Origin of the sequence: Streptomyces sp. NPDC051243 (genome assembly GCF_044455405.1) — a bacterium.
Taxonomy (GTDB): Bacteria; Actinomycetota; Actinomycetes; order Streptomycetales; family Streptomycetaceae; genus Streptomyces.
The window spans coordinates 227,631-246,240 of the sequence record NZ_JBITES010000007.1; the positions used below are offsets into that span (position 1 = coordinate 227,631).

Here is an 18,610-nt window from a genome sequence, read left to right on the forward strand (position 1 = left end):
CGGTCAGAGGCTCAGCAGTTGATCGGTGACCGCCGCCAGCCGCCCCCGCACCTCCGGGTCGTACGTCCGCTCGTGCGCACGGGACGGGCTGGTGCCGTCGAAGTACCTTCCCGTGCCCAGGTCCTGGGTCGCCAGGGCCAGGACACCCGGGGCGCCGTCGGCGACCGTGTTCCAGGGGGCGACCCCGCCCTCGCGCACCATCGCCGTGTCCATGAAGGTCGCCGGGTGGAGCACGTTCACGGCGACCCCGGTGTCCGCCAACTCCTCGGCGAGGGCGAAGGTATGGGCCGCCAGGGCGAACTTGGCCCGTCGGTACGCCGCGAAGCCGTCGTATCCGCGGCGGAACTCCACGTCGTCGAAGTCGACAGGCTCCTGGCCGGCCGAGCCGACGTTGACGACCCGGGCCGGAGCGTTCGCACGCAGCACCGGGAGCAGGGCGAGGGTCAGCGCCACGGGCGCCAAGTAGTTGACGGCCAGCCGCAGTTCATGTCCGTCGGCGCTCAGCTCGCGCCCCGCGCCCGGCGCGCCCGCCCCCACGCCGGCGTTGTTGATCAGCACGTCCAGGTCGGGGTGCGCGTCGGCGACATGCGCGCCCAGCTCCCGCACCTGCGTCAGCGAGGCCAGATCGGCGACGACCCCTTCGGCGTCACCCTCGGCGCGCAGCTCCTCCACCAGTTGTTCCGTTCGGCCCGCATCACGTCCGTGCGCGAGCACGACGTGCCCCGAGCGGACCAGCTCGAAGGCCACATGGCGGCCGAGACCGGAGGTGGCGCCGGTGATGAGAATCGTGGACATGCCTCCACCGTAAGCACGCGGTGGAGGCATGTGCGAGCTGCTGCCGAGGCTACGACCAGCAGGGTCACCCTTCCTCTTCCGCGAGGACACGCTGGGCCGCCGCGAACGCCGAGTTCGCCGCCGGGACCCCGCAGTACACGGCCGTCTGCAGCAGTACGGCTCCGATCTCCTCCGCCGTCAGCCCGTTGCGCCGCGCCGCCCGTACGTGCATGGCCAGCTCGTCGTAGTGGCCGTGCGCGACCAGCGCCGTCAGGGTGATCATGCTGCGCTCGCGGCGGGTGAGCGTCGGATCGGTCCAGATCTCGCCCCAGGCATAGCGCGAGATGAAGTCCTGGAAACGTGCGGTGAACGCGGTCTGCCGGGCCTGCGCGCGGTCCACATGGGCGTCGCCGAGCACCTCGCGCCGCACCTCCATGCCCCGCTTCGCACCCCCGTCGAAATGGGCCCGAAGCGCCGTCAGCACGGCCTGAGGACACTGCGCCGGCGCCAGGTGCGAGGCCCCCGGGATCTCGACGAGCGCGGCACCCGGCACGGCGTCCGCGATCTCCCGCAGATGCGCGGGCGGTGTCGCGGGATCGTCGCGGCCGGCGATCAGCAGGGTGGGCGAGGAGATCTCCGGCAGCCGGTCACGCAGGTCGAAGGCGGCGAGGGCGTCACAGCAGGCGGCGTAGGCGGCGGGGTCGGCGTCCCGGTGGTCCCGGACCAGCTCCGGCACGGTGAAGCCGGCCGTGAACCAGCGGGCGTTCGCGTTCTCGGCGAGCTCCGCCAGCCCTTCGCGCCGCACCAGCGCCGCCCGCTCCTGCCACGGCTTCGCTCCGTTGAAGTGCGCCGAGGAACAGACCACGGCCAGGGACGCGACCCGCCCCGGGTGGTGCACGGCGAGATGCAGCCCCACCGCACCGCCGAGCGAGACACCCGCGTACGCGAACCGCTCGATGCCGAGCGAGTCGGCGAGCGCGAGCACGAGGCCGGCCAGGTCACCGACCGTCGCTCCGGCCCCGATGAGATCGGCAGCCGAGCCGCCGTGCCCTGGCAGATCCCAGCGGACCACCCGATGCGTGATCGACAGCTCGGGCGCGACCTTGTCCCAGAGGGCGGACGACGTGCCGAGCGAGGGCCCGAGCAGCAGCGGGGGTGCGGAAGCGGGCCCTTCGGTGCGGTGGTTGAGGAGTTTGTGGGTCAACGTCGCTCCAGAGCACGGTCGGTGAGGACTCCGGCGGAGCCGGTGTAGTGGGTGGGGTCGAGATCGACGTCCGCCAACTCAGGTGCCTTCGCGAGGGGGTGTCCCTCGGACGCCAGCCGGGTGAGCAGTTCCTTGGCCCGGACACGACCCAGCACCGGGGCCAGCTCGGCGGACAGCCGCTCGGAGACGATCAACCCGTGGGTGAGGTCCAGGTGTTCCCGCATGACGTCGGGGTGTACCCGCAGCCCCTCGGCCAGCTCGACGGCGTCCCGCGCGGCCCCGCCGACCAGCCGCAGCAGCTCCCGCAGCGGCTCCCACTCGGCGTGCCAGGCCCCGGCCGGCCGCTCGTCCTCCGCCGCCAGCGACCCGTACAGCGTGGCCGCGAGCTGAGGCGCCCGCCGCGCGGCGGACGCGATGAGGGTGGACCGTACGGGATTGGCCTTGTGCGGCATGGCGGACGAACCCCCGCCGCTGCCCTCGGCGACCTCGGCGATCTCGGTGCGGGACAGGGTAAGGACATCCACGGCGACCTTGCCGAGCGCGCCCGCCGTGAGGGCGAGGCACCCCGCGAGATCGGCGACGGGCGTGCGCAGGGTGTGCCAGGGCAGGACGGGCACCCGCAGGCCGAGGTCGCGGGCGTACGCCGCCGGCAGCGCGGTCGGATCGTTCGCGCCGTACGCTCCGAACGCCGCCAACGTGCCCGCCGCGCCGCCGAGTTGGGCGGGCAGCGAGTCCCGTACGGCCGTCACCCGGTCCCGCGCGTCGAGCACCAGCGCCCGCCATCCGGCCGCCTTCAGCCCGAACGTCGTCGGCACGGCGTGCTGGGTGAGCGTCCGCCCCGGCATCGCGGTGTCGCGGTGCTCGGCGGCCAGCCGGGCCAGCGCCCGCTCCGTACGGCCCAGGTCGCCGAGGAGCAGATCGAGCGTGCGCACGGCGACCAGCATCGTCGCCGTGTCCATGATGTCCTGGCTGGTCGCGCCCCGGTGGACATAGGGGCCGTACTCGTCACCGACCGCCTTCGTCAGATCCGCGACCAGGGGGATGACCGGGTTGCCGCCGGCACGGGCGCGCTCGGCCAGGGAGCGTACGTCGAAGCGATCGGCGTCCGCCGCCTCCGTCACCGCCGACGCCGCCTCGGCCGGGGCGAGGTGCAAGGCGGCCTGGGCCCGGGTGAGGGCGGCCTCCGCGTCGAGCAGGGCCTGGAGGTAGGCCGTGTCGCCGGTCGCGTGCGCGGCGGGGGAGCCTGCCCACCCGGGGGCGAGCAGGCCGGTGTCGTCGGAAGCGGCAGAAGTCACTGGAACTCCAGGAAGACCGTTTCGCCTTCGCCCTGAAGGCGGATGTCGAAACGGTAGGTGCCATCGCCCCGGTCCTCGGCGATCAGCGTGTCGCGTCGTGCCTCGTCGAGCCGGGCCAGCAGCGGGTCGGCGGCCAGCGCCGTGTCGTCGCCCGGCAGATAGATCCGGGTGAACAGGTGCACCAGCAGCCCGCGCGCGAACACGCACACGCTGATGTACGGCGCACTGTGCCCGCGCGCCCCCGGCCGCAGCGTGCGCGCGGTCCAGTGGCCGTTGGCGTCCGTCTGGATCCGCCCCCAGCCGGTGAACTCCAGCCCGTTGCGGCCCAGGAAGCCGCCGCTCGCCGGATCGCGCCGCATCGAGCCGTCGGCCCGCGGGACGTTGCCGTCCGGGTCGGCGCCCCACAGCTCCACGAAGGCGTCCGGGAGCGGGTTTCCCTCGCCGTCGAGGACGTACCCCTGCAGCGCGATCGTGTCCGGATGGCCGACGGGCGCGATGTCGCCGCCGCCGGGGAACGGCAGGGCGTGACCGTAGAAGGGGCCGACCGTGTGCGACGGAGTGGGGAGCACGGTCTCCGGACGGCTTGTGTCGATCTTCGTCATGGCAGGTCAGCGTCCTTCTTCGATCCAGGTGGCGTGCGGCCCGTCGAGCACGATGTCCCAGTGGTAGCCCAGGGAGAACTCCGGGACGGACAGGCTGTGGTCGTACGTCGCGACCAGCCGCTGCCGGGCCGCGTCGTCCGTCACCGACTGGATGATCGGGTCGTAGGGGAACAGCGGGTCGTTCGGGAAGTACATCTGCGTCACGAGCCGCTGCGTGAACGCCGAGCCGAACAGCGAGAAGTGGATGTGAGCCGGCCGCCAGGCGTTGACGTGCTGGCGCCACGGATACGGGCCCGGCTGGACGGTGGTGAAGCGGTAGAAGCCGCTGTCGTCGGTCAGGGTGCGGCCGACGCCCGTGAAGTTCGGGTCCAGCGGGGCGTCGTGCTGCTCACGCTGGTGCGCGTAGCGGCCGGCCGAGTTCGCCTGCCAGATCTCGACGAGCTGCCCGCGGATCGGACGGCCGTCGCGGTCGAGGAGCCGGCCCTCGACGGTGATCCGCTCACCGATCGGCTCGCCGGTGTGCTGCCGGGTGAGGTCGTTGTCGATCTCGGTGATGTCGCGCTCCCCGAAGGCGGGGGAGTGCAGCTCCACCAGCTCCGGGTCCTTGCTGACGTCGATGGCGACGGGAGGCTGCTTGGGGTGGCGCAGGACGGAGGAGCGGTACGGGGCGTAGTCGCGGCGCGGGTGGTGCTCGACGGGGGCCCCGTCGGCGACCCGCTTCTCGTACGCGGCGTGCTCGGCCGCGATCTCCTGGTCGATGTCGTGCTGCGTGAGAGTCATGGGGATTCCTGGGGTTCCTGGGGTTCCTCGGGGGGCTCAGCGTTCGACGACGAGGGCGAGGCCCTGGCCGACACCGATGCAGAGGGTGGCGACGCCGGTTCCGCCGCCCTTGCGGGCGAGTTGGTGGGCGACGGTGCCGGCGAGGCGGGCTCCGGAGGCGCCGAGGGGGTGACCGAGGGCGATGGCGCCGCCCTGGGGGTTGAGGATCGCCGGGTCGAACTCGGGCCATTCGGCGACGCAGCCGAGCACCTGGGCGGCGAAGGCCTCGTTCAGCTCCAGCACGTCCAGGTCGGCGAAGGTCCTGCCCGCCTTGGCCAGGGCCCGGTTGACGGCTTCGACGGGGGCGAGGCCGAAGTAGTGCGGGTCGAGGGCGTTGACGCCGGTCGCCGAGATGCGGGCGAGGGGTTCGCGGCCGGTCGCCTTCAGGCCCTCCTCGTCGGTCAGGAGCAGGGCGGCGGCGCCGTCGTTGAGGGGAGAGGCGTTGCCCGCGGTGACTGTGCCGTTCTCCTTTCGGAACGACGGCTTCAGCTTCGCCATCGCCGACAGGGAGGCGTCCGGGCGTACACATTCGTCGGCGGCGAGGACGAGCGGCTCGCCCTTGCGCTGCGGGACGGCCACGGGCGCGAGCTCGGCATCGAACAGCCCGGCCTGCTGGGCGGCCGCCGCCTTCCGGTGGGAGGCCAGCGCGTACTCGTCCTGCTGCTCACGGCTGATCTTGTGCTTGTCGGCGATGAGTTCGGCGGACTCGCCGAGCGGGATGGTCCACCGGGGTTCCATCCGAGGGTTGACCATGCGCCAGCCGAGCGTGGTCGAGTACAGCTCGGTGTGAGCGGCCGGGAACGGCTTGTCGGACTTGGGCAGCACGTACGGCGCCCTGGTCATCGACTCCACCCCGCCGGCCACGGCGATATGGGCGTCGCCGGCAGCGATGGCGCGGGCCGCCTGGATGACCGCCTCCAGGCCGGAGGCGCACAGCCGGTTGACCGTCACTCCGGGCACGCCGGTGGGCAGGCCGGACAGCAGGGCCGCCATGCGGGCGACGTTGCGGTTCTCCTCACCGGCGCCGTTGGCGTTGCCGAAGTACACGTCCTCGATCCGGGACGGGTCCAACTCGGGCGTACGGCCCACGAGTTCGCGGATGGCATGGGCGGCCAGGTCGTCCGGGCGGACGGAGGCGAGGCCGCCGTTGTAACGGCCGATCGGGGTGCGGACCGCGTCGACGAGGTAAACGGTGTTCACAGCAGGTTCTCCGCGACGGTGACTTTTGCGTCGGTCTTGGCGATGATCTCGTCAACGGTCACACCGGGCGCGGTCTCGACGAGCACCAGGCCGTCGGGTGTCACGTCCAGCACGCCGAGGTCGGTGATGACCCGGTTCACACACGCCTTGCCGGTGAGCGGCAGCGCGCACTCGGCGAGGATCTTCGGCGAGCCGTCCTTGGCGGTGTGGGTCATCACCACGATGACCGTGCGGGCGCCGTGCACCAGGTCCATCGCCCCGCCGATCCCGGTGATCAGCTTGCCGGGGATGGCCCAGTTCGCCAGGTCGCCGGTGGCGGAGACCTGCATGGCGCCGAGCACGGCGACGTCGATGTGCCCGCCCCGGATCATCGAGAACGACAGGGCCGAGTCGAAGAAGGAGGCGCCGGGCAGGACCGTGACGGTCTCCTTGCCGGCGTTGATCAGGTCGGGGTCGACCTGGTCCTCGGTCGGGTAGGGGCCGGTGCCCAGGATGCCGTTCTCCGACTCCAGGATCACCTCCACGCCCTCGGGCAGGTAGTTCGGGATCAGCGTCGGCAGCCCGATGCCGAGGTTGACGTACTGCCCGTCCCGAAGCTCGCGCGCGGCCCGCGCGGCCATCTCTTCCCGCGTCCATGCCATGACTAGCTCACCGTCCCTCGTGCCGCAGGCGCGGAAATCGTGCGCTGTTCGATGCCCTTGTCGGCGGCCTGCTCCGCGGTGAGGGCCACGACCCGCTGCACGAAGATCCCCGGCAGGTGCACCGCGTCCGGGTCGATCTCACCCGGCTCCACCAGTTCCTCCACCTCGGCGACCGTCACCCGTCCGGCCATCGCGGCCAGCGGGTTGAAGTTCCGGGAGGACTTGTTGAACACCAGGTTCCCGTGCCGGTCGCCCTTCGCCGCCCGCACCAGCGCGAAATCGGTGCGGATCCCGCGCTCCAGCACGTACTCGGTGCCGTCGAACTCCCGCACCTCCTTCGGCGGCGAGGCGAGCGCGACCCCGCCGGAGCCGTCGTAACGCCATGGCAGCCCGCCCTCGGCGACCTGCGTGCCCACCCCGGCCGGCGTGTAGAAGGCGGGGATCCCGGCGCCTCCGGCGCGCAGCCGCTCGGCCAGCGTGCCCTGCGGGATCATCTCGACCTCCAGCTCCCCGGCCAGATACTGGCGGGCGAACTCCTTGTTCGCGCCGATGTAGGAGCCCGTCACCCGCGCGATCCGTCCCGCCGCCAGCAGCACCGCCAGACCGGACTCCATCGCCCCGCAGTTGTTCGAGACCACGGACAGGCCGGAGACACCACGCTCGTACAGCGCCCGGATCAGCACGTTCGGCACGCCGCTCAGCCCGAAACCACCCACCGCCAGCGACGCACCGTCGCCGACATCGGCCACCGCCTCCAGGGCCGTGGCGACCACCTTGTCCATCCGAGAAGCCCCATCTCTTCCGAGCTCCCAGCACCCGGATTAGTCAGGGCACTGATTATTTCCGCGAGGTTCTCCCTCACGCTGCCACTGGGGCGGGATGCCGTCAAGACCTCGGCAAATGCGAGTCGAGACGGAGTGTGCGCACCGCAGACAGTCACGCCAAGGCCAGGTATCGTTCAGTGCACCGACGAATACGACCAGGGAGCGCGCATGGCCGCCGCGGACCTCACGACCCACCCCGGGCATCTGGCCCGGCGGCTCCAGCAGGCGCACTACCTGCTGTGGAACACGATGGTCTCCGAGGAGATCACCTCGCCCCAGTTCGCCGTGCTCAACACCCTCGTCGCCGAGCCGGGCCTGGACCAGCGGACCGTCGGGGAGCGGGTGGGGCTCGACCGGTCCACCATCGCCGAGGTGATCAGCCGGCTCGGCCGGCGCGGGCTGCTCGACAAGGTGCGCGACCCTCAGGACGGCCGCCGATTCCTGCTGCGCCTCACGGACGAGGGACTGCGCACGCACAAGAAGCTGACCGTCCGCACCGCCCGGATGAACCAGGTCTTCCTCGCCCCGCTCTCCGCCGAGGAGCAGACACTGTTCTTCGACCTGATCCGGCGGGTCGCGGACGCGGCGGAGGGGCTCCGCAATCCGGCGGAACCTCTCGTCACGCAACCGTGACCGCCGGCTCCGCCCCGCATCGCCCCGAAGCCTGTCGCCGTCGTAAGCAGGCCTGTCGCCCGGCCGCTCAGGGCGCCGTCGCGAACACCACCCACACCTGGCCGTGCTGGAAGTTCACCGGCTTGCCGTCGCGGGTCGTGAACGTCGTCCCGTCCGAGGCCTTCGGGCGCTTCCACCGCACGTCGTCGTAGGCGCGTCCGTCGCGCAGCACCGACGCCGTCCCGGAGCCCACCGTCTCGGTGAACGGCGTGCGGTTGCCGAGGAAGTCATGGAACCCGGACTCGCGCACCTTCACGTACTGCACGATGACCGTTCCGGCCGTCACCCGCTGCCCGTCCGTCGTCACCGCGGCCTTGCCGTCCATGGCGACCAGCCAGCGGCCCTCGCGCTCGGACCAGGTGAACGTGTACCGGGCCGCCGGGAAACGCACCGTCCGCGAGGTCTCGGCCCTGCCGCCCGCGGGCGCGGCGCCGAAGCGGAAGCCGGTCGTAAGGACGTCCGTGCCCGGCGCCGACGACATCAGCCGGCCGGGCCGCAGATAGAGGTTGTGCGGCGACCTCCGGTCCGGGCTGCGGAAGTAGGCGTCGGACGCCTTGTCGGGCGACTCCGCCCGCAGCGGCGCCTGGTCGATCAGCGGCAGGAGCTTGCCCTGCGCCCCGGAGAAGGCGAGCGTCGGCCGGTCGAACTGGCCCAGCAGTTCGAGGTCGCTCTCGCGGGCGCTGCGCACCGGCCCGATGACCTTCGGCAGCTTCTGCGCGTACACCGCCATCAGGCGGCTCAGCCCGGCCTCGACCTGCTCGACGTACACGATGTCCGCCTCGTTCAGGCCCGTGTGCGGCCGCGCGGCGCGGACGTTGTCGATCTTCACCGCGAGCACCGATTCACGGGCCTGCCGGCCGGCGCTCTCACTCGGCGCCGACGGCTGCTCCTGGCCGCGGCCGTCGTCTCGTGGGCCGCCGGACGTGCAGCCGGCCGCCAGGGAAGCGGCCAGTACGGCAGCCAGCAGTGCCGTCGTCGTGGCGCGTCTCGTGCGCGCCGCTGGATGCCTGCCCATCCTCGTCACCCGCCACCACCCGCCCGGTTCGTCTCATTAATTGTCTGCTTATCGCTTGATGAGTGCCCATATCTGTACGGCTTCGGCCGTCCGTGTTCGGTTCGGAGATCGGCCGTCGGCGCGGGCGGCCGGTCGGCGGATTCGGCCGCGGAGCGGTGGGGTACCCGGCGGCCACCAGATGACCGGACGCGCACAAGTCCGGACGCGCACCAGTGACGGAGGGAGCGCGCGGCGATGAGGGCAGTGACCTGGCAGGGCAAGCGCGACGTGCGCGTGGAGAACGTGCCGGACCCGCGGATCGAGGAGCCGACGGACGCGGTCGTCCGCATCACGTCCACCGGACTGTGCGGTTCCGACCTGCATCTGTACGAGGTGCTCACCCCGTTCATGACCCCGGGCGACATCCTGGGCCACGAGCCGATCGGCATCGTCGAGGAGGTCGGCGCCGCGGTGCCCGACCTGCAGGCGGGAGACCGGGTCGTGGTGCCGTTCCAGATCGCCTGCGGCAACTGCTGGATGTGCCTCACCGGGCTGCCGACCCAGTGCGAGACCACCCAGGTCACCGGCGAGGGCATGGGCGCCGCCCTGTTCGGCTACACCCGGCTGTACGGCTCGGTGCCGGGCGCCCAGGCCGAGTACCTGCGGGTCCCGCAGGCGCAGTACGGTCCGATCAAGATCCCGGACGGCCCGCCCGACGACCGCTTCGTCTATCTCTCCGACGTGCTGCCCACGGCCTGGCAGGCCGTCCGCTACGCCGAGGTCCCTGAGGGCGGCAGCATCGCCGTTCTCGGCCTCGGCCCGATCGGCGACATTGCCTGCCGGGTCGCCCAGGTGCGCGGCGCCGGGCGGGTGTTCGGCGTGGACCTGGTGCCCGAGCGGCTTCAGCGGGCGCGTGAGCGGGGCGTGCAGACGTACGACCTCCGGAGCTTCCACGACGAGAAGGAACTCGTCGCCGCCATCCATGACGAGACCGACGGCCGCGGCCCCGACGCCGTGATCGACGCGGTCGGCACCGAGGCCCACGGCAGCGCGGCCGCCCGGCTGGCCCAGCAGGCCTCGGCGCTGCTGCCCCGCAAGCTGAGCGGTCCGTTCGCCGAGCGCTTCAGCGTCGACCGGCTCGCCGCCCTGCACACGGCGATCCACCTGGTCCGGCGCGGCGGCACGATCTCCCTGTCCGGTGTGTACGGCGGCACCGCGGACCCGCTGCCGATGCTCACCCTCTTCGACAAGCAGCTCCAGATCAGGATGGGCCAGGCCAACGTGCGCCGCTGGAGCGACGACATCCTGCCGTACCTGACGGACGACGACCCGCTGGGCGTCGACGACTTCGCCACCCACCACGTGCCGTTGAGCGAGGCCCCACACGCGTACGAGATGTTCCAGCGCAAGCAGGAGGGCGCGGTGAAGGTGCTGATGCAGCCCTGAGGACGCGAGCCCTGCGGCCGAAGCCCTGACGGCGGGCCTGCGGCGACCCAGGCCTGCGGCGACTGAAGCCCTGCGGCGACTCAGGCCTGCGGCGCGAAGATCTCCGCCAGGTCGTAGCGGACCGGTTCCTCCAGCTGCGCGTAGGTGCAGCTCTCGGGGGTGCGGTCCGGGCGCCAGCGGCGGAAGCGGGCCGTGTGCCGGAAGCGCACGCCGTTCTCCATGTGGTCGTAGGCCACCTCGGCCACCCGCTCCGGCCGCAGCGGCACCCAGGACAGGTCCTTCTTGCCCGACCAGCGGCTCGGCGCCCCCGGCAGCCGGGCCGACTCATGGGCCGCCTCCTCGGCCCAGGCCGCCCACGGATGCCCTGCGACATCCTCCATGCGCAGCGGCTCCAGCTCCTCGACCAGCTCGGCGCGCCGCTTCATCGAGAAGGCGGCCGACACGCCCACGTGCTGGAGGGCGCCCCGGTCGTCGTGGAGACCGAGCAGCAGGGAGCCGACGACCGGCCCGCTCTTGTGCAGGCGGTACCCCGCGACCACGACGTCCGCCGTCCGCTCGTGCTTGATCTTGAACATGGCGCGCTCGTCCTGCAGATAGCGCAGGGTGAGCGGCTTGGCGATGACACCGTCCAGCCCCGCCCCCTCGTACTGCTCGAACCACCCTTCGGCCGTCTCGATGTCGGTCGTCGCCGGCGCCACGTGCACCGGAGCCGTCACTCCGGACAACGCCATGGTGAGCAGCGCCCGCCGGTCCGCCAGCGGAGTCTGGAGGTGCGACTGGTCGGCCAGCGCCAGCAGGTCGAAGGCCACGAACGACGCCGGCGTCTTCTCGGCCAGCGTCCGCACCCGGGAGTCGGCCGGATGGATGCGCTCGGTGAGCGCGTCGAAGTCCAGCCGCCCCTCCCGCGCGATCACGATCTCCCCGTCCAGCACGCACCGATCCGGCAACCGCTCCTTCAACCCCGCCGCCAGCTCGGGAAAATACCTGGTCAGGGACTTGGTGGTCCGGCTGCCCAGCTCGATCTCGTCCCCGTCCCGGAACACGATCGCCCGGAACCCGTCCCACTTCGCCTCGTACTGCATGCCCGGCGGGATCTTCGCCACCGACTTGGCGAGCATCGGCTTCACGGGCGGCATCACCGGAAGGTCCATGGTCCGATTCTGCTCGCATACGGCAGGCACCGCCCGGTGTGCGCGGCATGCCCGGTGCGCCTACCGTGGCTCGCATGGGCGAAGCGGTGGAACTGGAGGCGGGCGGCAGGACCGTGCGCCTCTCCAACCCGGGCAAGATCTTCTTCCCGGAGCGCGGCTTCACCAAGCTGGACCTCGCCCAGTACTACGTCGCCGTCGGTCCCGGCATCCTGCGCGCCCTGCGCGACCGCCCCACCACCCTGGAGCGCTACCCGGACGGTGTGACCGGCGAGTGGTTCTTCCAGAAACGGGCCCCGAAGAACATGCCCGACTGGATCCCCACCGCCCACATCACCTTCCCCAGCGGCCGCAGCGCCGACGAGATGTGCCCCACCGAGGAGGCGGCCGTCCTGTGGGCCGCCCAGTACGGCACGCTCACCTTCCACCCCTGGCCGGTGCGCCGCGACGACGTCGACCGCCCCGACGAACTCCGCATCGACCTCGACCCGCAGCCCGGCACCGACTTCGACGACGCCGTCCGCGCCGCCCACGAACTGCGCGCCGTCCTCGACGAGTTCGGCGGACTGCGCGGCTGGCCCAAGACGTCCGGCGGCCGGGGCCTGCACGTCTTCGTGCCGATCGAGCCGCGCTGGACCTTCACCCAGGTCCGGCGTGCCGCCATCGCGGTGGGCCGGGAGATGGAACGGCGGATGCCGCAGCGGGTCACGATCAAGTGGTGGAAGGAGGAGCGGGGCGAGCGCATCTTCATCGACTACAACCAGACGGCCCGGGACCGCACCATCGCCTCCGCCTACTCGGTACGCCCCCGCCCGCACGCCCCGGTCTCCGCACCCCTGCGCTGGGAGGAGGTCGGCGCGGTCCGCCCCCAGGACTTCGACATCGCCACCATGCCGGCCCGCTTCGCCGAACTCGGCGACGTGCACGCCGACATGGACGACCACCGCTTCTCTCTGGACGCCCTCCTGGAACTGGCCGACAAGGACGAACGCGACCACGGGCTGGGCGACCTGCCGTACCCGCCCGAGTATCCGAAGATGCCGGGGGAGCCCAAGCGGGTACAGCCGAGCCGGGCCAAGAAGGCGGCGCCTCCCAAGGGGAAACCGAAGGAGACGCCGCCGGAACCTACAGCTCCTTGATCCGGATGTCCCGGTACGAGACCACATCCGTCGTGCCGTGCACCTGGAGCCCGATATAGCCGGAGGCGAACCGGCGCCCGTCCGTGCCCGGGTCGTCCGAGCGGGGCGGGACGAAGTCCTGGCCGCCGACGTTGTCGAACTCGTTGATCAGCACGCCGTTGCGGTAGACCGAGTAGTGCTGGTCGACCACGCGGATCTCGTAGTCGTTCCAGGTCCCCTTCTGGGTGACGCCGGCACCCGCGAGCCCCACGCGATCGAAGCCGTAGACCGAACCGGTCTTGTAGATGTCGCCGTCGGGCCGGTCGAGCACCTGGACCTCGTGCCCGTACTTGATGGCGACCCACTCCGGCCGGGACTCCTCGGGGTGGTCGTGGATCCACGGGAAGCGGACGAACACACCGGAGTTGGCGTTGCCGGTGCCCGGGGCGTCGTCACGCCACTGGAGCTTGAGCGAGAAGTCGCCGTACTTCCGCTCGGGGAACCACAGCATGCCGAGCCCGGCCTTCGTCGTCCCGGACGTGATCGAGCCGTCGCCGTTCGGCGCGAACGAACCGCCGCCCACGTGCTGCCACTTGGCGAACGACTCCGCGCTGCCGTCGAGGATCGTGCGATAGCCCTCGGTCTGGCCGGGCCTGCCGATTCCCGACTCGCGGGCGGCCTTGCGGATGGCGTTGTACTCGCGCTGGTCGACCACCCCTTCCTTGAGCAGCCTGTCCAGGACCGTCGTCACGTGCTTGAGGAACAGCGCGTGCGACGTCCACTCCTTCTCGTCCTCGATCAGCTCGTTGATCCGGCACCGGCTGTTGGTGAGCCGGTTCGGGACACCCGAGTCGACCGTGCCGACGATCACCGTCAACCGTTCGTCGTACTCGGGGCAGTTGGGCGCCGGAACCTGGCTGGACACCACCGTGAACGTCACCGTGCGGGCGGTGGAGGTGTTGCCCGCCTTGTCCGTCGCACGGTAGGCGAGGGTGTGGGTGCCGGCGCGGTCGACGACCACGGGGATGCTGTATGCAATGTACGGTCCACTGTCGATCGAGTACTCGACACGGTCGACACCCGAACCGCCCGGATCGGTCGCCGTGACAGTCACCTTCGCATTGCCGACGTACGCCCCGTCGGAGTTCCTAGTGCCCTCGACGGTCACGCCCGTCACCGGGGGCGTCGTGTCCTGCGGAGGTGACGCAACGACCGTGAACTGCACGCTTTTCTCGCCGGAGACGTTGCCCGCCTTGTCGGCGGCCCGGTAACGCACCGTATGGGCGCCGACCTCGTGCACCATCACCGGAGCGGTGTACGGCTGCCAGGCGCCGGAGCCGATTGCATACTGGATGGTGTTGACGCCGGAACCCGTGTCGGAGGCGGACACGGTGACGGTCGCCATGTCGATGTACGTCCCGTCGGGGTTCTGCTCACCGCTGACCGTCGCCGACGTCTCCGGTGGGGTCGTGTCGTCGGTCTGCGGCGCCACCACCGTGAAGGTGACGCTCTTCTCCGCCGAGACGTTCCCCGCCTTGTCGAGGGCGCGATAACGGATCCTGTGGTCGCCGACCTGGTCGACCACGACCGGCGTGGTGTACGGCTGCCAGGCGCCCGCGTCGCCGACCGCGTACTCGACGCGGTCGACCCCGGAGCCGCCCTCGTTGTCGGTGGCGTGGACGGCCACGCTCGCCGAACCGACGTACTGCCCCTGTGTGTTCTGGGTGCCGCTGACGTGGGCCGACGCCTCGGGCGCCGTGGTGTCCTCGCCGCTGCCCTCGGTCACCACGAGGATGCCCTGCATCTGGCCGTGGCCGGGGATCGTGCAGTAGTAGCGGTAGCGGCCGGGAGTGAGGGTGACCTCGGCGGTGTGGCGGCCGCCCTGGTCGTCGTTCGGGTTGGCGAGGATGTTGAGCTGGACGTCGTTGTTGAACTCGGGGTCGGAGGTGTCGAAGGTCAGTGTGTGCGGCATTCCGGTGGTGTTGCCGGTCGCCGTGCTGTTCTCGAAGACGATCGTCGTCACGCCCGCCACGGCGGTCGCCGGCGCCGAGGTGTACTTCGTGATGTCGTCGCCGGCGGTCCAGGTGAGGACCTGTTGGGCGGCGGCCGCCCGGGCCTGTGGCCCTCCGGTCGCGGGCCAAGCCTGCAGCCCGAGCACCACGAGCAGTGCGGCCAACAGGGCCGCCCACATTCTTCGTTGCCGTGTCACTGCGCCCCCCTCGCGACCTGATCGGCGGCCGGAGTGGGACCGCCGCCCGTGTAAGCGACCCGCCACAGCGCGGACTTGGCGTCCGAGGTGAAGAAGCCCCGGCCGTAGTCGAGCACGTACAGCGCGCCGTCCGGACCGAACTTCCAGTCCATGAGGTTCTTGATGCCGTCGTTGCCGATCGGCACGATCTTCTTCAGCGACTCGGAATGGACCGGCAGACCGCCGTCACCGTGCGTCTTCGGGTCGGTGATCACCGCGTTGCGCGGCTGGTCGGCGTCGTAGAAGTCGCCGACGAACCACTTGCCGTCCCAGTACGACGGCCACTTGACGTCACTGGTGGACGAGACGGCGTCGTACCGGTAGACCGGCCCGTTCATCGCGGCCTGCCCGCCGCCCTTGAGCCACGGCAGCAGGTACTTCGCCTCTTCCTGCTTGTACGACGGGACGCCGTTCGCGTCGCGGGGGAAGTCCGGGGCGCCGCCCTGGGGCGCGTACCAGATGTTGTTGCCGGTGACCGGCGGGAGGTTGACGAGGCCGTCGTTGTTCGGCGACTCGTTCTTCGGGTGGTCGCAGTCGTACCAGCCCAGCGGCTTCGACGGGTCGGGCAGATTGCGGTCCCGGTAGGGCTGGTTGTTGCCCATGCAGTACGGCCAGCCCCGGTTGCCCGCCTTGGTGATGACGGCGAACGTGTCGTACTTCGCCGGGCCCCAGGTCGTGGACGGCGCCGAGGCGTCCGGGCCGACCCAGCCCGCGTACAGGATGTCCGTCTTCTTGTCGACGAAGATCCGCGCCGGGTTCCTGACACCCATCACATAGATCTCGCCGCGCGTCTTCCCGCCGCCCTCGTCGGTCTCCCGGCCCGTGAAGAGGTTGCCCTCCGGGAGGGTGTACGTCCCGTCCGGCTCCGGGTGGATGCGCAAGATCTTGCCGTTGAGGTTGTTGGTGTTGCCGGCGGTGCGGCGCGCGTCGGCGAAGGACACGCCCTTGTAGTCGGGTTCGGGGTTGTTGCCGGAGTAACCGTCGCTGAAGCGGCTGGAGTTGTTGTCGCCGGTCGCGATGTACAGGTTGCCCTGGGAATCCCAGGCCATCCCGCCGCCCGCGTGGCAGCAACTGTGGATCTGCACCGGCCACTTGAGCAGCACCTTCTCACTGGAGAGATCCAGCTTGTTCGTGGCGAGGTCGAGGGTGAAGCGGGAGACGCGCCGCTCGGCCATCCTCGTGTCGCGGTTGATCTGCGAGTGCGGGGTGTAGTGCAGATACACCCAGCCGTTGTCCTCGAAGCGCGGGTCGAGCTCGATACCGAGGAGCCCCTCCTCGACCTTGATCAGCTCGTCCCCGCCGCCCTTGTTGCCGAAGACCGTCAACGCCCCGGCCAGCGTGACCTTCTTGGTCTTCGGGTCGTAGACGTGGATCTCGCCCTTGCCCTTGCCGATCTCCGGGTTGTTCCAGTCGGTGACGACGGGCTGGGAGGAGTCGGCGCCGCCCCGGCCGATGTAGAGGACGCGGCCGTCGGGGGCGGTGACCAGGCCGTGCGGCTCGCCGATCTGGTCGTTCCGGCCGGGCTGGTTGGGCTGGGTGAGGCGCTCGGCCTTGTAGTTGCCGGTGATGGTGGCCTTGCAGTCCGCCTGGACGAGCCGGGTCGTCCAGAGCAGGGCGCCGCGCAGATGCGCACGGAAGTCGGTCTCGTCGTACGACGACACCGTGCCGCCCATGCCGGTGTAGAAGGAGCGGCCGCCGTCGTAGTCGCGGCACCAACTCACCGGATGATCCCAGCCGTTGGCAGTCGACCCCGGCTGGTATGTCGTCTCCCGTACACGGGCGACTGTATGCACCTGGCCTGAGGGGTTCTTCGTCCAGTTCAGCCACTTGTCCGGCCGCTTCCACTGCAACGGCAGCTCCTTGGTGGCCGGATGCCGACGGTCGCCGACCTCGACGACGGCCCGCTGTACGTTCGTCGGACTGCCGGCCGCGGGGCGGGCGCCGACGAGGCCGGTGAACCAGTCCGAGTAGGGCTCGGCGCGGGCCGCGTCATGGATGCCGACAAAACCGCCGCCCGCCTCCATGTAGGCCTCCAGACCCGCCTCCTGCTCGGGGTCGAGGACATCGCCGCCGCCGGTGAGGAAGACGACGGAGTTGAATCGGCTCAGCCTGGTCTCGTCGGTGAAGACCGAGGCGTCGCCGGTGGCCTCGACCTTGAAACGCTGCTCGGCCGGGCCCGACAGGCCGATCTTCTCGATCGCCTCGATACCGGCGTTCACCAGGGGCGACTCGTCGCCGACGGCCGCGGACCCGTAGAAGATCAGCACACGCACATGGGCGCCGCCCGGGGGCGACTTGATGGACATCGTTGTCAGGGATGGTTCGGGCGCCGGGCGTGCGTCGGCCGCCGGAGCGGACATCAGTCCGGCCGCGACGATCCCGGCGGTCACAGTGGCCACCCAGGTCTGTCTTCTCGTGCTCAACCCTCGTAAGTGCATGGGCACCTCCACGGTCACAGCAACAGCGACAAGGAAGCTAGACCCCTTTGAGCAACTCGCCAAGACCTATGACCGCGCTGGGACCAACTTTGTCCTGAGTGTGGATAAACGGAGGCGTGGCCGGTACCGTCTCACCGGTTCATCCCCGTAATTTCCGTACCGCCGTGGGGAGTTCGGCATGGACAGACGAAGCTTCAACAGGCGTACCTTCAACAGACGGGTACTGCTGGGCGGCGCGACCGTCGCGACATCGTTGTCCTTGGCGTCGGTACCCGAGGCCGTGGGGGCCGACACACCACCGCGGACCGCCCCGGCAGGCGGCGAGGTCAGGCACATCAAGCTGTACGCCGAGAAGCTCGCCGACGGGCAGCTGGGCTACGGCCTGGAGAAGGGCAAGGCGACGATCCCCGGCCCGCTGATCGAGCTCAACGAGGGCGACACCCTGCACATCGAGTTCGAGAACACGATGGACGTACCGGTGAGCCTGCACGTCCACGGCCTCGACTACGAGATCACCAGCGACGGAACGAAGCTGAACAAGAGCGACGTCGAGCCCGGCGGCACCCGCACCTACACCTGGCGCACCCACGCCCCCGGCCGCCGCAAGGACGGCACCTGGCGGGCCGGCAGCGCCGGTTACTGGCACTATCACGACCACGTCGTCGGCACGGAACACGGTACGGGCGGCATCCGCAAGGGGCTGTACGGGCCGGTGATCGTCCGGCGCAAGGGCGACATCCTCCCCGACGCGACCCACACGATCGTCTTCAACGACATGCTCATCAACAACAAGCCCGCGCACACGGGGCCCGACTTCGAGGCCACCGTGGGCGATCGCGTCGAGTTCGTGGTGATCACGCACGGCGAGTACTACCACACCTTCCATATGCACGGTCACCGCTGGGCGGACAACCGCACGGGCATGCTGACCGGGCCCGACGACCCGAGCCAGGTCATCGACAACAAGATCACCGGCCCGGCGGACTCGTTCGGGTTCCAGGTGATCGCGGGGGAGGGGGTCGGGGCGGGCGCGTGGATGTACCACTGCCATGTGCAGAGCCACTCGGACATGGGGATGGTGGGGCTGTTCCTGGTGAAGAAGGCGGACGGCACGATTCCCGGGTACGACCCGCACGAGCACGCCCATGAGCCGACCTCGGGCGCCGCGCACGAGCACTGACGGATCA

At 70.7% G+C, this 18,610-nt stretch carries 16 protein-coding genes; 4 read left to right on the forward strand and 12 right to left on the reverse strand.

Features of this window, described 5'->3' with window-relative positions:
* Window positions 1–3 precede the first annotated feature (3 nt).
* The 8 genes from ACIBAG_RS19585 to ACIBAG_RS19620 all read right to left on the reverse strand — a co-directional run bounded on the left by ACIBAG_RS19585 (window position 4) and on the right by ACIBAG_RS19620 (window position 7,317).
* Window positions 4–795: an SDR family NAD(P)-dependent oxidoreductase gene (locus ACIBAG_RS19585; RefSeq protein ID WP_399106687.1), complete on the reverse strand. Its 792-nt coding sequence runs from the start codon at window positions 793–795 to the stop codon at window positions 4–6.
* Between the two features lie 64 nt (window positions 796–859).
* Complete coding sequence (gene pcaD, locus ACIBAG_RS19590; protein ID WP_399106689.1) at window positions 860–1,978, reverse strand: 3-oxoadipate enol-lactonase; 1,119 nt, start codon at window positions 1,976–1,978, stop codon at window positions 860–862.
* The gene (pcaB, locus tag ACIBAG_RS19595) at window positions 1,975–3,273 is read right to left on the reverse strand and encodes a 3-carboxy-cis,cis-muconate cycloisomerase (protein WP_399106691.1); all 1,299 of its coding nucleotides are present in this window, start codon (window positions 3,271–3,273) and stop codon (window positions 1,975–1,977) included. Before pcaB ends, pcaD begins: the two co-directional genes overlap by 4 nt.
* Window positions 3,270–3,875, reverse strand: coding sequence for a protocatechuate 3,4-dioxygenase subunit alpha (pcaG, locus tag ACIBAG_RS19600; RefSeq protein ID WP_399106693.1), 606 nt, complete (start codon window positions 3,873–3,875; stop codon window positions 3,270–3,272). The genes pcaB and pcaG overlap by 4 nt, the downstream gene beginning before the upstream one ends.
* Before the next feature lie 6 nt (window positions 3,876–3,881).
* On the reverse strand, window positions 3,882–4,655 hold the full coding sequence (gene pcaH / locus ACIBAG_RS19605) for a protocatechuate 3,4-dioxygenase subunit beta (protein ID WP_399106695.1): 774 nt from the start codon (window positions 4,653–4,655) through the stop codon (window positions 3,882–3,884).
* A 36-nt stretch (window positions 4,656–4,691) separates the two neighbouring features.
* Window positions 4,692–5,894 (reverse strand): thiolase family protein, encoded by a 1,203-nt coding sequence (locus ACIBAG_RS19610; RefSeq protein WP_399106697.1) that lies wholly within the window; start codon window positions 5,892–5,894, stop codon window positions 4,692–4,694.
* Entirely contained in the window at window positions 5,891–6,535 is a 645-nt protein-coding gene (locus ACIBAG_RS19615; protein ID WP_399106699.1) for a CoA transferase subunit B, read from the reverse strand. Before ACIBAG_RS19615 ends, ACIBAG_RS19610 begins: the two co-directional genes overlap by 4 nt.
* Window positions 6,536–6,537: 2 nt before the next feature.
* On the reverse strand, window positions 6,538–7,317 hold the full coding sequence (locus ACIBAG_RS19620; protein WP_399106701.1) for a CoA transferase subunit A: 780 nt from the start codon (window positions 7,315–7,317) through the stop codon (window positions 6,538–6,540).
* 210 nt (window positions 7,318–7,527) lie between these two features.
* On the opposite strand from ACIBAG_RS19620, the gene ACIBAG_RS19625 reads away from it, so the two are divergent.
* On the forward strand, window positions 7,528–7,992 hold the full coding sequence (locus ACIBAG_RS19625) for a MarR family winged helix-turn-helix transcriptional regulator (RefSeq protein WP_399106703.1): 465 nt from the start codon (window positions 7,528–7,530) through the stop codon (window positions 7,990–7,992).
* 67 nt (window positions 7,993–8,059) lie between these two features.
* Here the strand turns inward: ACIBAG_RS19625 and ACIBAG_RS19630 are convergent, their stop codons facing one another.
* A complete protein-coding gene (locus ACIBAG_RS19630; protein ID WP_399106705.1) occupies window positions 8,060–9,046 on the reverse strand; it encodes a DUF3048 domain-containing protein in 987 nt (328 codons plus the stop codon).
* Between the two features lie 234 nt (window positions 9,047–9,280).
* Between ACIBAG_RS19630 and ACIBAG_RS19635 the strand changes: the two genes are divergently transcribed.
* Complete coding sequence (locus ACIBAG_RS19635; protein ID WP_399106707.1) at window positions 9,281–10,471, forward strand: zinc-dependent alcohol dehydrogenase; 1,191 nt, start codon at window positions 9,281–9,283, stop codon at window positions 10,469–10,471.
* Between the two features lie 80 nt (window positions 10,472–10,551).
* Here the strand turns inward: ACIBAG_RS19635 and ACIBAG_RS19640 are convergent, their stop codons facing one another.
* Window positions 10,552–11,622, reverse strand: coding sequence for an ATP-dependent DNA ligase (locus ACIBAG_RS19640; protein WP_399106709.1), 1,071 nt, complete (start codon window positions 11,620–11,622; stop codon window positions 10,552–10,554).
* A gap of 74 nt (window positions 11,623–11,696) precedes the next feature.
* Here ACIBAG_RS19640 and ligD point away from each other — a divergent pair, with 74 nt between their 5' ends.
* Window positions 11,697–12,758, forward strand: a complete 1,062-nt coding sequence (gene ligD / locus ACIBAG_RS19645; RefSeq protein WP_399106711.1) for a non-homologous end-joining DNA ligase — start codon at window positions 11,697–11,699, stop codon at window positions 12,756–12,758.
* Here the strand turns inward: ligD and ACIBAG_RS19650 are convergent.
* Window positions 12,745–14,928, reverse strand: a complete 2,184-nt coding sequence (locus ACIBAG_RS19650; RefSeq protein ID WP_399106967.1) for an OmpL47-type beta-barrel domain-containing protein — start codon at window positions 14,926–14,928, stop codon at window positions 12,745–12,747. The two genes, ligD and ACIBAG_RS19650, sit on opposite strands and share 14 nt — an antisense overlap.
* Window positions 14,929–14,942: 14 nt before the next feature.
* Window positions 14,943–17,423 carry a ThuA domain-containing protein gene (locus tag ACIBAG_RS19655; RefSeq protein WP_399106713.1) on the reverse strand — a complete coding sequence of 827 codons (2,481 nt, stop codon included), beginning with the start codon at window positions 17,421–17,423 and terminating at the stop codon, window positions 14,943–14,945.
* Window positions 17,424–17,601: 178 nt separating this feature from the next.
* Here ACIBAG_RS19655 and ACIBAG_RS19660 point away from each other — a divergent pair, with 178 nt between their 5' ends.
* Window positions 17,602–18,603 carry a multicopper oxidase domain-containing protein gene (locus ACIBAG_RS19660; protein ID WP_399106715.1) on the forward strand — a complete coding sequence of 334 codons (1,002 nt, stop codon included), beginning with the start codon at window positions 17,602–17,604 and terminating at the stop codon, window positions 18,601–18,603.
* The last annotated feature ends 7 nt before the right edge of the window (window positions 18,604–18,610 follow it).

What these genes read in the sequence shown, in the direction of transcription:
- ACIBAG_RS19585 (WP_399106687.1), bottom strand. Translation starts at nt 795, where the DNA reads ATGTCCACGATTCTCATCACCGGCGCCACCTCCGGTCTCGGCCGCCAT.
- ACIBAG_RS19625 (WP_399106703.1), top strand. Translation starts at nt 7,528, where the DNA reads ATGGCCGCCGCGGACCTCACGACCCACCCCGGGCATCTGGCCCGGCGG.
- ACIBAG_RS19640 (WP_399106709.1), bottom strand. Translation starts at nt 11,622, where the DNA reads ATGGACCTTCCGGTGATGCCGCCCGTGAAGCCGATGCTCGCCAAGTCG.
- ACIBAG_RS19635 (WP_399106707.1), top strand. Translation starts at nt 9,281, where the DNA reads ATGAGGGCAGTGACCTGGCAGGGCAAGCGCGACGTGCGCGTGGAGAAC.
- ACIBAG_RS19630 (WP_399106705.1), bottom strand. Translation starts at nt 9,046, where the DNA reads ATGGGCAGGCATCCAGCGGCGCGCACGAGACGCGCCACGACGACGGCA.
- pcaG (WP_399106693.1), bottom strand. Translation starts at nt 3,875, where the DNA reads ATGACGAAGATCGACACAAGCCGTCCGGAGACCGTGCTCCCCACTCCG.
- ligD (WP_399106711.1), top strand. Translation starts at nt 11,697, where the DNA reads ATGGGCGAAGCGGTGGAACTGGAGGCGGGCGGCAGGACCGTGCGCCTC.
- ACIBAG_RS19620 (WP_399106701.1), bottom strand. Translation starts at nt 7,317, where the DNA reads ATGGACAAGGTGGTCGCCACGGCCCTGGAGGCGGTGGCCGATGTCGGC.
- pcaH (WP_399106695.1), bottom strand. Translation starts at nt 4,655, where the DNA reads ATGACTCTCACGCAGCACGACATCGACCAGGAGATCGCGGCCGAGCAC.
- ACIBAG_RS19660 (WP_399106715.1), top strand. Translation starts at nt 17,602, where the DNA reads ATGGACAGACGAAGCTTCAACAGGCGTACCTTCAACAGACGGGTACTG.
- ACIBAG_RS19650 (WP_399106967.1), bottom strand. Translation starts at nt 14,928, where the DNA reads ATGTGGGCGGCCCTGTTGGCCGCACTGCTCGTGGTGCTCGGGCTGCAG.
- ACIBAG_RS19655 (WP_399106713.1), bottom strand. Translation starts at nt 17,423, where the DNA reads ATGCACTTACGAGGGTTGAGCACGAGAAGACAGACCTGGGTGGCCACT.
- ACIBAG_RS19615 (WP_399106699.1), bottom strand. Translation starts at nt 6,535, where the DNA reads ATGGCATGGACGCGGGAAGAGATGGCCGCGCGGGCCGCGCGCGAGCTT.